Source organism: Kitasatospora sp. NPDC001683 (genome assembly GCF_053596495.1).
In genome coordinates, this window is sequence record NZ_JBSFGK010000149.1 from 1 (window position 1) to 12,080 (window position 12,080).

At 70.5% G+C, this 12,080-nt stretch carries 12 protein-coding genes and 3 pseudogenes; 6 read left to right on the forward strand and 9 right to left on the reverse strand.

Translation table 11 applies throughout. From position 1 onward, the window contains the following. The 7 genes and pseudogenes from ACWCYO_RS38430 to ACWCYO_RS38460 form a co-directional block, all read right to left on the reverse strand. Positions 1-380 (reverse strand): annotated as a pseudogene (locus ACWCYO_RS38430) (potassium-transporting ATPase subunit B); the annotation flags it as partial. After that, positions 380-2,041, reverse strand: coding sequence for a potassium-transporting ATPase subunit KdpA (gene kdpA / locus ACWCYO_RS38435; protein WP_449786792.1), 1,662 nt, complete (start codon positions 2,039-2,041; stop codon positions 380-382). The gene kdpA and the pseudogene ACWCYO_RS38430, both read right to left, overlap by 1 nt. 1 nt (position 2,042) lies before the next feature. Beyond that, a complete protein-coding gene (kdpF, locus tag ACWCYO_RS38440; RefSeq protein ID WP_037830997.1) occupies positions 2,043-2,132 on the reverse strand; it encodes a K(+)-transporting ATPase subunit F in 90 nt (29 codons plus the stop codon). 752 nt (positions 2,133-2,884) lie between these two features. Continuing rightward, positions 2,885-3,775 carry a hypothetical protein gene (locus ACWCYO_RS38445; protein ID WP_449786793.1) on the reverse strand — a complete coding sequence of 297 codons (891 nt, stop codon included), beginning with the start codon at positions 3,773-3,775 and terminating at the stop codon, positions 2,885-2,887. 41 nt (positions 3,776-3,816) lie between these two features. Further along, positions 3,817-4,089 (reverse strand): hypothetical protein, encoded by a 273-nt coding sequence (locus ACWCYO_RS38450; protein WP_449786794.1) that lies wholly within the window; start codon positions 4,087-4,089, stop codon positions 3,817-3,819. 159 nt (positions 4,090-4,248) lie between these two features. Beyond that, on the reverse strand, positions 4,249-4,326 hold the full coding sequence (locus tag ACWCYO_RS38455) for a 50S ribosomal protein bL37 (RefSeq protein WP_391732224.1): 78 nt from the start codon (positions 4,324-4,326) through the stop codon (positions 4,249-4,251). Positions 4,327-4,350: 24 nt separating this feature from the next. Further along, positions 4,351-5,169 (reverse strand): SDR family NAD(P)-dependent oxidoreductase, encoded by an 819-nt coding sequence (locus ACWCYO_RS38460; protein ID WP_270140964.1) that lies wholly within the window; start codon positions 5,167-5,169, stop codon positions 4,351-4,353. 630 nt (positions 5,170-5,799) lie between these two features. Here ACWCYO_RS38460 and ACWCYO_RS38465 point away from each other — a divergent pair. Beyond that, complete coding sequence (locus ACWCYO_RS38465) at positions 5,800-6,582, forward strand: GNAT family N-acetyltransferase (protein ID WP_449786795.1); 783 nt, start codon at positions 5,800-5,802, stop codon at positions 6,580-6,582. A 191-nt stretch (positions 6,583-6,773) separates the two neighbouring features. Beyond that, positions 6,774-7,271 (forward strand): universal stress protein, encoded by a 498-nt coding sequence (locus tag ACWCYO_RS38470; protein ID WP_449786796.1) that lies wholly within the window; start codon positions 6,774-6,776, stop codon positions 7,269-7,271. A gap of 96 nt (positions 7,272-7,367) precedes the next feature. On the opposite strand, the gene ACWCYO_RS38475 is transcribed toward ACWCYO_RS38470, so the two are convergent. Beyond that, positions 7,368-8,189, reverse strand: coding sequence for a hypothetical protein (locus ACWCYO_RS38475; RefSeq protein WP_270140970.1), 822 nt, complete (start codon positions 8,187-8,189; stop codon positions 7,368-7,370). Positions 8,190-8,284: 95 nt separating this feature from the next. Between ACWCYO_RS38475 and ACWCYO_RS38480 the strand changes: the two are divergent. From ACWCYO_RS38480 to ACWCYO_RS38495, 4 genes and pseudogenes are all read left to right on the forward strand, one after another. Further along, positions 8,285-8,458 (forward strand): annotated as a pseudogene (locus ACWCYO_RS38480) (pirin family protein); the annotation flags it as partial. Positions 8,459-8,722: 264 nt separating this feature from the next. Continuing rightward, a complete protein-coding gene (locus ACWCYO_RS38485; RefSeq protein ID WP_449786797.1) occupies positions 8,723-9,148 on the forward strand; it encodes a hypothetical protein in 426 nt (141 codons plus the stop codon). A gap of 380 nt (positions 9,149-9,528) precedes the next feature. After that, positions 9,529-9,704: pseudogene (locus tag ACWCYO_RS38490) on the forward strand (IS1380 family transposase); the annotation flags it as partial. Between the two features lie 348 nt (positions 9,705-10,052). After that, a complete protein-coding gene (locus ACWCYO_RS38495; RefSeq protein ID WP_270150767.1) occupies positions 10,053-10,406 on the forward strand; it encodes a transposase in 354 nt (117 codons plus the stop codon). 879 nt (positions 10,407-11,285) lie between these two features. Here ACWCYO_RS38495 and ACWCYO_RS38500 read toward each other — a convergent pair. Beyond that, on the reverse strand, positions 11,286-12,080 hold a 795-nt coding region (locus tag ACWCYO_RS38500), incomplete at its 5' end, for an Ig-like domain repeat protein (RefSeq protein WP_449786798.1).

Here is a 12,080-nt window from a genome sequence, read left to right on the forward strand (position 1 = left end):
GCCGGCCAGTTGGTGAGCCGGCGGGCGACGGACTCGGTCTTGGTCTTGCGCAGGGTGTCGGCCTGGGCCTTGCCGCGGCCCTCGGCGACGGCCTCCGCCAGGTTGGCGAAGATCGTGGTCAGCCAGAGCCACACGGTGATCGACCAGGCGAACACGGACGGGTTGGCGATCGCGGAGATCGTGGTGACCACCGAGCCGACCTCGACCACGAACATCACCGGGTTCTTGACCATCACCCGGGGGTCGAGCTTCTTCACCGCGTCCGGCAACGAGGTGACGATCAGTTTGGGGTCGAGCAGCCCGCTGGCCACTCTGTGGGAAGCCTTGCCGTCGGACTTACCGACCGGCGCGGGAGAAGGAGTGAGCGTAGGGGTGGACATCAGGAGAGACCTTCCGCGAGCGGCCCGAGGGCCAGGGCCGGGAAGTAGGTGAGGCCGACGACGATCAGGACGACACCAGACAGCAGCCCGACGAACAGCGGCTTGTGGGTGGGCAGGGTGCCCGGAGTGGCCGGAACCGGCTGCTGCTGCGCGAGCGAGCCCGCCAGCGCCAGCACGAACACCATCGGCAGGAAACGGCCGAACACCATGCACAGGCCCAGCGCGGTGTCGTACCAGTCCGTGTTCACGGTGATACCGGCGAACGCCGAACCGTTGTTGTTGGCGGCCGAGGTGAAGGCGTACAGCACCTCGGAGAAACCGTGGGCACCCGCGTTGAGCATCTGGGCCCGCTCACCCGGCAGCGCCATCGCCACACCCGTGCCGACCAGCACGATCGTCGGGGTGGTGAGGATGTACAGCGACGCGAACTTCATCTCGCGGCCGCCGAGCTTCTTGCCCAGGTACTCGGGAGTGCGCCCGACCATCAGACCGGCCACGAACACCGCCACGATCGCCAGGATCAGCATGCCGTACAGGCCGGAACCCGTACCGCCGGGCGCGATCTCACCCAGCATCATGTTGAAGATCGTCAGACCGCCGCCGAACGGCGTGAACGAGTCGTGGAAGGAGTCCACCGCACCGGTGGAGGTCAGCGTGGTCGAGGTGGCGAACAGCGAGCTGGCGGCGACGCCGAAGCGCTGCTCCTTGCCCTCCATCGCCGCACCCGCCGCCTGCAGCGCGGCACCGTGGTGCTGCGACTCGGCGAAGGTCAGCAGAGCCGCGGAGCCGACCCAGAAGATCGCCATAACGGCGACGATCGCGTAGCCCTGGCGGTTGTCCCCGACCATCTTGCCGAAGGTGCGCGGCAGCGCGAAGGAGATCACCAGCAGCAGGAAGATCTCCAGCCAGTTGGTGAACCCGGTCGGGTTCTCGAACGGGTGCGCCGAGTTGGCGTTGAAGAAGCCGCCGCCGTTGGTCCCCAGCTCCTTGATGACCTCCTGCGAGGCCACCGGGCCGCCCGGGATCTTCTGGACATCGCCAGCCAGGTTGGTGACCTCGTGGAAGCCGTGGAAGTTCTGGATCACGCCGTTGGCGGCCAGGACCAGTGCGAACACGATCGCGAGCGGCAGCAGGAGACGCAGGTTGATCCGGACCAGGTCCACCCAGAAGTTGCCGACCCGGTCGGTCCTGTTGCGGGTGAAGCCCCGGATCAGCGCCGCCACAATGGCGATGCCGACGGCCGCGGAGACGAAGTTCTGCACCGCCAGGCCCGCCATCTGCACCAGGTGGCCCATCGCGGACTCGCCGCTGTAGGACTGCCAGTTGGTGTTGGTGACGAACGAGATCGCGGTGTTCCAGGCCTGGTGGCCCTCCATCTGCGGAACGCCCAGGTTCAGCAGCAGGAAGGTCTGCAGGCGGATCAGGCCGTACAGGAAGAGCACCGAGACGGCCGAGAAGGCCAGCACCGATCGCAGGTACACCGGCCAGCGCTGATCGGCGTCACCGTCGACGCCGATCAGCTTGTAGACGCCGCGCTCGACTCTGAGGTGCTTGGCGGTGGTGAGGAGCTTGGCGATGTAGTCGCCAAGGGGGCGGTAGCACAGGGCCAGCGCCCCGACCAGGGCCAGGGCCTGCATCCAGCCCGCGAGAGTGGATCCCATGTCAGAACTTCTCCGGGAAGATCAGCGCCACGACGAGGTAGCCGACGAGCGCGACGGCCACGATGAGACCTGCGAGGTTTTCCGCGCTCACAGCTTCTCCACCCCCTTCGCGATCAGGGCGAGGACGGCGAACACGGCAACCGTGACACCGACGTAGATGAGATCGGACATGGGCTCCGCCAGAGTGGCTCATGGAATGGAACCGTGGGGCGCCACGTGGGCGTCACGGCACCGGGGGAAGACCGGCGGGGAGCAGCCAACCAGTCGGCCGGGACACGCCTCCGGCCCCTGACGCCCTCCATATGGGCGATCCTTAAACATTGACGCGGCATTGATATCCGCGTCATGCGTCCGAGACCCCGGGTTGTCCGAAACGTTTCGGGCCTCGGACAACGTGGCTGCCCGAGGCTCGTACACCCGCATCTCCACTCGACCAGAGCTTCTCCGGCTCCGCCACTCCCCGCGCGGGGCCGGATCGCCGCGATGGACCGCACTGGGCGCCCAGGCGGGCCGGGTGGTCCCGCTCTGGGAGCGGAGGACAGCTGCCAGGGCACGCTGATCACCATCGCACCAGGGGTGAACAGGAGCCAGCCGTCAACCAGAGCGCCGGCTGTCCCGCCTCGCGGCCAGCGTCAGGGTGTGGTCCACCCGGCCAGCGTGTCCTTGCCGTCCTCGGAGATGATGCCGAACGCCGCGCTGGGCGGCTGCGGGTCGTCGCCGAAGAGCACCCGGACCGCGCGGTTACTGACTTTGGCGCTTCGAGGTGGTGGATTCCTCGGACTCTACGCTCGGCCTCCCACGGCCATCACCCTGAAGCGCCGAAGTCACGCCTGCCGCCCTTGCTCAGGGATTGGCGTTCTCCGGTGCCAGCCTCCGGCGGCGGGCGGCGCGGACCGGCCCGATGACGGCGTAGCCGAGGGCCGGGGTGAGGAGGAGGGCTGCGGCGGCGGGCCAGTAGGACCAGGGGGTGAGCAGCGCTGCGGAGGATTCCGTGCGGCCGGCGATCGCTACGGCCGCGAGCAGACCGGGCAGGGCGAGCGGGGCCCACCACGGGTAGCGGCCGCGGGGAGCGCGCCGGGTGGCGACGCACCACGCGGTGAACAGCACGGTCGCGGTGAGGATCCAGACCAGCATCGCCGTGTACTCACCGACCTGGCGGTCCGGGGAGTCGACGGTCGGGGCGGAGACCCCGTCGACGCTCAGCTGGGTGGCGGTGCGGCCGTCGAGCCCGGTGGTCACCTGGACCAGGTCGCCGCTGTGCAGCTCCCGGAGGCGTGCGGGCAGTGCAGCGAAGTGGAGCGTCCGGTGGTCGTAGTCCGACTCCCTGCGCACCATCAGCTCCGCGCCGGAGCCACCGTCCGTGTCCGGGACGATCCGGACGACCTCGTGCTGCTCCGCCGCCCGGCACCTGCCCGGGGCGACGGGCGGCACGACCGTGCAGAGCGGCGCCGAGTCGTAGCGGCGGGCCGCGTCCAGGCCGTCGAGCAGCTGGACGGTGAAGGCCGCGGTCAGCATGGCGGCGACGCAGGCGAGGACGCCGGGCAATACGCCGCGCAGCCGCCGTAGCGGCCGCTCAGGTGTCAGGGGGCCGATCCGCAAGGACTCGTCGGCGTGCCGCTCCCATGGGGCCCGGACCTGGGCGAGTTTCAGCTCGAAGTGCGGATCGGGGAAGACGACGTTCGAGTGGAGGCCGGGCAATGTCCGCCGGCGGCCGTCCACCAGGGTGATCCGCACGCTGGTGGATTCCCCGCCCTGGTTGCGCTGCCTGCGCTCCGCTATCCAGCGGATCTCGCGCCACAGGTAGCTGCGGACCCGCCCGAGGCCCCGGTAGATCCGGATGCCGTCCTCCCCACCGCGGTCCAGCTGCGTGGGTACAAGGTGAGGAGGACGGCGAACAGCACGGCCATCGCACCGATCATCCACAGCGTTCCGACCAGTCCGACCCGCACCACACCCGCCACGATCTGGAAGGCGAGCGTGGCCAGAAACAACGCCACCCCGCGCCGATCGGCCTTGAGGTACCCACCCCTGAAACGAAGTTCGTTCACCACGGCAGCGTATGCCCGACGCCCGGCCGAACCCCGGGCGAGGCCACAGCCTCACTTAGGCCCCCGGGGCCGTCGTCCGCCACGGTCCGGACGAGGCCACCGGGGGCCGCTCGGATCACCCGGTGCCGGTGGCACGCGGCGCCGGGTGGGTTCACGGGGTCAGCTCTGCCCGGCCTTGCGGCCGTGGTTCGCCTTCTTCTTGCGGCGGGCCTTCTTCTTTCGGGCGCGCTTGGACATGGTGTGTGTTCTCCTCGGTGCGGGTCAGGCCTGGGCGACGAGCTGGTCGGCGAGCTTGGCGAGGCGGCGCTGCGAGCGCTCCTCCTGCGCGATGGCGGCGGTCGGGGCGAGGTCGCCGCCGTCGTAGTACTCGCCGTTGATCAGCTCTGTGTCCGGCAGGCAGAGCCGGACGACGGCCGCCGCGCCCTCCGCCGCCGGCGCGCCGGTCCGCCCGTACAGCGGGAGCAGCGCGGTGTCGCACTGGCCCGGGTTGAGGCTGACGGCGGTGATGCCGGACCCGGCCGGGGCCATGTCACGGGTGTCCATGGTCAGCGCGAGCTGGGACTGCGCGTACGCGGCGACCCGCGAGTACTTCTTCGCCCGGTGCGGGTCCGACCAGTTCATCGAGGCGGTGCGGTGCAGCGAGGAGGAGACGTTGACGATCCGGGCGTCGCCGGCCGCCGACAGCGGGGCCCGCAGCAGCTTCGCCAGCAGGTGCGCGGCCAGGAAGTTGACCTGCAGCGAGACCTCGTTGCCGTCGTCGGTGAGCGTGCAGCGCTCGGGGGCCATGACGGCGGCGTTGTTGACCAGCAGGTCCAGCGCCGGGTAATGCTTGACCACCGTGCCGGCCAGCACCGCGATCTCGGCAAGGTGGGTGAAGTCTGCGGCCAGTTCTACGAGTTGGTCACGCCGCACGCCGGCCGCGACCAGTCGCTCGACGGCGTCCTCAGCCTCGGCGGCCGTCCGGGCGTGCACGAGGACGGTGGCGCCGTGCCCGGCGAGGAGGCGGGCGGTCTCCCAGCCGATGCCGGAGGAGGCGCCGGTGACGAGGGCGGTGCGGGCGGACAGAAGTACGTCGGACATGACCCATCCAAGGGTGAGAGGGCACGGCCGGGGTGCCGCCGAGCGCGATGTCGCTCCCGGCAGGTGCCGTCCGTGCGGAAAGTGTGCTGCGGTGAAACGCGCACCAGCCCGGATCCGTGAACGGATGGCGACGCGGCAATGCGCCAGGGCGGGTGGCGGAGGAGAGGGGCGAACCCCGGCCGAATCGGCCGCAGTTCGCCCGGCCCGAGGCGTGCGGGCGTGAAGCCCCGCGCTACCGGACCGCGGTGGGGACCGCGACAGCGACGACCCGCGGCCGCGTATGCGGCGGACGGTCGTGGTGGCGTGTCGAGCGGTTCATGTGCTTCATGAAACTCGGACCGAACGCCCGGGGCAAGTCCGCCCCGCCCTCCTTACGCATTCCTGACGCTGGTGTGACTCGTCATCAGATCTTCAGAACCCAGTCGCGCACGGCCCCAGCCGACCAGCACGACGGCGGCGGAGGTCCCCGATCGACAGCGACCAGAGACCGGGTAGTAGGTGCGGGCGCCAGGCCTGGCGGAGCACATCGGCCGGGCGTGGCGTCAGGGTTGCGTCAGAGCCGGGTTCGTGCGCGCCAGGCTTGCGTCAACCCGGGTGCGGCGGAGCCGCAGCGGGTGAGTCACTGGAGCCGTGTCCGTCACCACCACCCAGCTGCCCTTCACCAGCCTGCTGCCGGTCGAGGAGCCCGGCACCGAGGCGATCGCCGCCCACGTCGAACGCACCGGCCATGGCGGCTGGTGGACCGACCGGCCCGACGCCGCCCGGGTGCTCCTCGTGCACAGCGGTCCCGAGCGGCTGCTCCGCGGCGACCCCCGGTACCTCGATCCGGCGGCTCTGGCCCCGCTCGGCCGCGGCCAGTTCACGGCGCCGGAGCGCTTCCTCCCGCTGCTGGGGCGCACCTTCACCCACGTGACCCCCTGGGTTCGCACGGTCTACGTCCAGCAGGGCCCGCCACGGCCCGTCTCCCCCCATGTCAACGACTGGGTACGACCGTTGACCCCCTCGGACGCGCGGCGGTTCGAGCGGTTCAGCGCCCGATCCGCGGCATCCGCGTCGGCGCCCGAGCTGCCCCACTGGCTGACGCGGACCTGGGGCGGGCACGCGGAGCTGGCCGCGAGCGGCTTCGCCTGGGGCGCCGTCCTCGGCCCGTACCTGGCCTCGGTGGCCTGCGGGCATCTCGTCGGGCGCCGGCACATGGACATCGCCGTGGCCACCGATCCGGCGTTCCGCCGGCTGGACCTCGCCCTCGCCTGCGTCACGGCCGCCGCCCGCGCCGCGCGCGACGCGGGCCTGACCCCGACCTGGGCCGCCTCCCGGGTCAACCTGGCCAGCCGGGCCTTGGCCGTGGCCGCGGGCTTCCACCCGGTCCGTGACGAGGTCGTGTACTGGACCGGCCCCGCCATCGCACGCTGAGGACGCCCGATCGACCCGCCTATCCGGCATCCTCCCCGGCCGCGACCAGCAGCCGGCACTCGTCAGGGAACCGCCAAGGCCGGATATCCGGACGTTATGGTTCCGTCAGCGCCAGCCCCTCCGGCACGGGTGCGGACTTCACTGGACGTGCGGGTGGACAGCCGCCCGCACGGAAGAGGAGTTGAACGGCCATGACCGGCACCACGCGCGTGATCGTCGGACTCAACGGGTCGTTGGGCAGTCTCGCCGCGCTGTACCGCGCGGTCCCGGAGGCGGCCGCGCGCAGCGCGGTCCTGGTACCGGTGACCGCCTGGCAGCCGTCCGACGGCGACGACCTCCGCCCACTCTCGGAGCTGGCGTACGCCGCCCGCGAGCGTGTCGACACCGCCTTCGAACAGGCCTTCGGCGGCTACCCGACCAATCCGGTCGTCCACCCCATGGTGGTCCGGGGCGACGCCGGTCCCGCGTTGGTCTCCGCCGTCGGCTCGCAGGGCGACCTCATCGTGGTCGGTTCCGCCGGCCATGGCCGGTTGCGGCGGGCGCTGCACGGGTCGACCGCCCACTACTGCCGCACGCACGCCGCCTGCAGGGTCGTCACCGTCTCCCCGTCCGAGCTGCTGCGCAGCCTGGAGTTCGCCGCCCTGAGCGGCACACCACTGCCGCTCGCCGCAGGGGCGCACGCACGCTAACCGGTGTCGGCGCGGCGGAGCCCGAAGACGAAGGTGGTGCCGCCGCCCGGGGTGGTCCCGACGGTCAGCTCGCCGCCGATCGCCTCGGTGAAGCCCTTAGCGACGGTCAGCCGAGGCCGACGCCCGCGACCCGGCCGCCGGCCCCGTGACGGCTGCGGTGGAACGGCTCGAAGAGGTACTCCCGCCCGCGTTCACCGATGCCCGGGCCGCCAGGACAGCACATCCGGGTCGCAGCGGCGTGCGGTCGGACCAGGACAGCGGCCCGGAGCGGGCGTCGAGGTGCTCGGCGACGAAGTTGAAGGCCTCGTCCCCGGCTTCGCGTATCCCGCGCAGCTGGAGCGGGGCAGGGATGACCGCGCGCTTCGGGTCGTACTGGGGCGGGGTGACTCCGTCGAGTGGGTTCTCCGGGTAGAGGCCGAGGCGCTGGGCGTCGAGCAGGATCGACTTGAGCTTGTCGAAGGCGTTGGCCTGGGTGGCCAGGCCGACGCCGTTGCGTTCCATGGTCTGGATGAAGGCGTCGACGACCTTGTGGTCGAAGGTGGCCATCCGGCGGCTGTGGAACGCCGGGTAGAGGTGGTGCTCCAGCAGGGATTCGAGATGCCGCAGCGATGCCGGGGCGAGCGCGCGCTGGCCGGCCTTCCACTCTTCGGTGTAGGCGCCGAAGTTCATCGCGCCGTACTTGCGGTTGCGCTCGGCCTTGCTCTGGCCCCAGGGGTTCTCGCGCTTCGCCCGGTAGATCTCGGTGAGCCGGTCGATCGCCTTGTCCTGGGTGGCGAAGCCGGACTCCTCGGTCTGCCGCCCGGAGGCGTTGCGGAACCGGATCACGTAGGTGTGCGGGCACTTCGACCACCGCGACTGCGGGTGCTCGCAGGTCTTGAAGAAGGTGCCCATGCCGCGGGCCAGGGTCCTCGGGGCCATCCTCTGCGGTCTCCATCCCGTCCGATGCTGACGTTCTGCTGAGCGCAGATGGTCCGCCACACCCCTGACCTGGGAAGAAACGCGGATCACGTGGTATGTGGTGGAACTTCATCGGACGGTCGAACGACGATGTCACCCGAGCCCGCGAGGAATGGATGAGCTCCGCGAACTCCGACCGCTTCGGCGAGGTCCGGGGCTACCCGGGCGACCGCCTGCCCGCCCCCGAGCTCCCCGGTACCCCGCTGAAGCCGCGCGGACGCACCCGCTGACCTGCGCAATCGACGGGCGGGGAGTGCGGCAGGCCGACTGCTGTACTCCCCGCCCGCAGCACTCTCGACACCCTCACGCGAGCTCTCGGCCAGGCCCCGTCGGCACGCACTCCCACAGCTGGCGCATCACAGGGTTCGACCATCCGTAACAGCGCCTGCCCGGATCGATGCTGACTTGTCCGACGCGTCGTCAGCTGATATTCGGCACCTTCGCGCGCATCGCCGCCGACACGTTCAAGGACGGTCAGACTGACGCCGCAGGCGGTGGCGAGGGCGGAAGCCGGCAAGGACGAAAACTGCCACGGTCAGCAGCACAGCTCGACGTTGTTCCGCTTCGCCCACTTCCGGATCTTGGCGTCTTTTCCCGGCGGCCGACTGCTCATGGAGCTCTCCACTCTGGAGCAGGCGATGCACGAGATCCGGACCACGGAGAACGAGGAGATCAGCACAAAGCAAGTGCGGCATGGCGATCTCCAGGAGGAGTCCTGGTTCGGCTGGAACAGCCAGCTCGCCCACGTCCGCTACTCACGCCCTGGCTGGTCCAGGGGCTGCCGCACTCGCATGTACTCCCGCAGCCAGCTGCGATCCGCCCTGCTGACCGCCGGCTTCAACGACGTCCGGATGATGGGTGACCTCCGTGGTGGCCCCGTTGACGACGACCACCGCACGGTCACCGTTGCCACCAGCTGATCAAGGCGACGGAATGTCTCAGCTTTTCGTCAACCCCGATCTTTCGTGACGGTCCGCCGGTCCACGCGGCGGGCCGGTGCGCCATACCGTCGAAATCCTCCCGATCTCCTCCCATTGTCCGGCCATTGCCGTACGTTCGTGCCGACCGCGTGCGCCACCCCCGTCTGAGGAGATCCATGGCCGACCCCGTCAACTCGCTTGCCTCCCGTGTCCATGAACTGCTGGTGGCGACCCCCGTTCAGTCGGCTGCTCAGCCGTTGGATCGACCGGGAGTTGGGTGGCTTGTGCAGCACCGTGATCGACACCCACCACCAACTACGACCACACCTTCGGCAACCCGGAGTACGACGAGGCGGCGATCGTCCACCCACGCCCCGATCGCCCGGCTCGAGCTGCGGCACCGCCGGCGTGCCCGCACCGGGACCGCATCCGCGCCGCCCGCGACACCGGTCTGCGCAACCTGCCCCTGCACGACGCCACGCAGAACCAGGCCTGGCTGGAGATCGTCCAGCTCACACTCGATCTGCTCGCCTGGACGCCCATGCTCGCTCTGACCCGAATCCGCAGGTAGTGGTGGCGGTCGGTGGCTGATACGACGACAGGTGGCCGTGCGGGCTTGAGACGATCGAGGTTCTCTACGCCTGATCGCTCTACCTGCAAGGACACCTGCCGTGCCCGGCGGGTGGCCCGAGGGCACGAGGCTGGTCGCTCGCCGGGTGCGTCACGACGCGGTCGAGCTGTCCGCGGACCCGCGCTCGCGCCGCTCGCGGACCGTCGGTAAGGACCAATTCGCTCTGGTCCTGGACGGCCTGGAGGAACAGGCGTAGGCCTACTCGTTCATCGCCACCAACGAGGAACTGGACCTGGACGTGGGGGTACCTCCCGGCCGAAGGCTGGGGGAGAGATCGCGACGGCGGAGTGGGAGTTCCGCCGCCGCACCAGGATCGAGGAACTCTTCCGCGACAGCGCCCACGGAGCCGGACCGAACCACCTGCCCTCCGCCTCCCACCAGATCAACAGCATGTGGATGTGGGGTGCACTGCTGACCTACAACCTGTCCGCGTGGCTGCAGATGCTCGCCCCGCTCGGCGCCGCGAGGCGTCGCATCGCAACAGTGCGCCGGCTGCTGATCCGCCGCGCCGCCCGCTGGACGGTCACCGCCCGCCGCCACGACCTGCGCTTCACCCCCGCCGCCGACAGGCTGATCGCCCAGACGCTGGCCCGGATCCGCGCCCACCGGCACCTCCTGCCCGCCTGACCGATCGCCTCGCCCCGGCCCGAGCCGCCCGCAACCGCCCTGGAAAGCCGCTCACCCGGCACGACAGCCGGGCCCTCGGCCTACCCACACGCCCCGCACCCGGGCCCACGACCCATCCAGAGATCAACTGACAGGCCATCGGCCACTACCTGCGGATTCGGGTCTGACCGGACCCACCCGCCGGTGGGAGCCCAAGCGCCTGCGACTGCGGCCGTTCTCCGCCCCCGCCCAGCTCGCCACCACCGGCCGCCGATACCTCCGCCCTGCCCGCCACTGGCCCTGGACCGACCTGATCACCAGCGCCTTCGAGCGCCTGCAAGCCCTGCCCGACCCCGGCTGATCAGCCACAACGCCCTATCCCGACGAGCAGCCTTCACTTCCGGAGCCGTGGAACCCGGTGCCCACCCGGCGCATCAGCCGGACCACCGGCCTGCCCACCACCGCCCGAACAAGTCGAAACGGCCCCCCGGATGAACCGACGAACCGTCACGAAAGATCGAGGTTAAGCATCTGATGCAATCGCACCGGGTTCCGGCCGAGGTGCGAGTGGACTTCAAGCACGATGTTGACGCCGCCGGCGACACGGTGACCTTGCTTCGGTCGCTCGGTCATAACTCGTCGTTGCTGGCGTCCGAGGGCCACTACGCCGTCACGGGCCGCGGCTCCCCGACCGTGGGAGTACCTGCGCTCCTCTGCCCGCGCGGCGGATCGCCGCGCGGGCAGAGGAGCTCCGCGTCCTGCGCAGGTGCGCCGCTGGAAGCTCGCCGGCGCACAGTCACACGCCAGCACCTGGCCGGAACGACCTGAGCCGGGCGGACCCGCTACCACCCGCCTCGACGCACGCCGAGGGCTGGGCTACGAGACGACCGTTGGGGCGCCTCAGAAATAGGTGTAGGACATCGGGTTACTGGGGCCGGACGACGTGTGGACAACGACCGGCACAGTGCCGGGGGCATGGGGCGGTGCCACGACCGCGACGATGGCTCCCGAGTACTGCCAGACGATAACGGCCGGAACGCCGCCGAAGGTGACCCCGGTGATGCCGTTGAGGTTCGAGCCGATGAGAATGACGTCGTTGCCACCGCCAGCGGGCCCGAAGGGCGGAACGACGAGTTTCAGGATCGGGAGAGCTGGGCTGGTGACTGTCTGGGTGTCGACGGGTGAGGCCGATCCGTTGAAGCGGGCGCTTCCGCCGTAGACGGCGGTCAGCGCGTGGCTGCCGACACTGAGGGCGGAGGTGGTGAAGGTGGCCACGCCGGCGACGAGGGTGGCGGTGCCCAGCAGGGTGGCGCCGTCGAAGAACGACACCGTCCCCGTCGGGACGCCGACACCGGGAGCGACGGCGGTGACCGTGGCGGTCAGCACCTTGGGCTCGCCGAACACCGACGGGTCGGGCGCCGAGGTGAGCGCCGTTGTGGTGTTGGCCTTGGCGACCGTCTGGGTGTCGACGGGTGAGGTCGATCCGTTGAAGCGGGCGCTTCCACTGTAAACAGCGGTCAGCGCGTGACTGCCGACACTGAGGCCGGAGGTGGTGAAGGTGGCCACGCCGGCGACGAGGGTGGCGGTGCCCAGCAGGGTGGCGCCGTCGAAGAACGACACCGTCCCCGTCGGGACGCCGGCACCGGGAGCGACGGCGGTGACCGTGGCGGTCAGCACCTTGGCCTGGCCGAACAC